The 301-nt window shown below is 73.1% G+C and carries 1 protein-coding gene and 1 pseudogene; both read right to left on the reverse strand.

Going from position 1 to position 301, the window contains the following annotated elements:
• A pseudogene (locus JHD82_RS29645) lies at positions 1-135 on the reverse strand (zinc-dependent alcohol dehydrogenase); the annotation flags it as partial.
• Positions 120-301, reverse strand: a 182-nt coding sequence (locus JHD82_RS30210) for a hypothetical protein (protein ID WP_233174973.1), incomplete at its 5' end; no start/stop codon positions are given. The pseudogene JHD82_RS29645 and the gene JHD82_RS30210, both read right to left, overlap by 16 nt.

Consider the following 301-nt stretch of genomic DNA (forward strand, 5'->3'; position numbering starts at 1 on the left):
GCCGATCTCCTTTTTCAGGTAGGCCGCAGGGTCCGTGGTCATGGCATTGACCGTGACCTGTGCGCCCAGGCGCCTGGCCAGCGCCAGCTTGTCGTCATCCACGTCCACCGCTGCCACATTCAGGCCCTGTCTCTTATACACATCTCCGAGCCCACGAGACGCTGACGTTGATCGCGTATGCCGTCTTCTGCTTGAAAAAAGGGGGGGGGGGGGGGGGGGGGGGGGGGGGGGGGGGGGGGGGGGGGGGGGGGGGGGGGGGGGGGGGGGGGGGGGGGGGGGGGGGGGGGGGGGGGGGGGGGGG

The sequence above is a fragment of the Delftia sp. ASV31 genome (assembly GCF_016428765.1).
Classification (GTDB): Bacteria; Pseudomonadota; Gammaproteobacteria; order Burkholderiales; family Burkholderiaceae_C; genus Comamonas; species Comamonas acidovorans.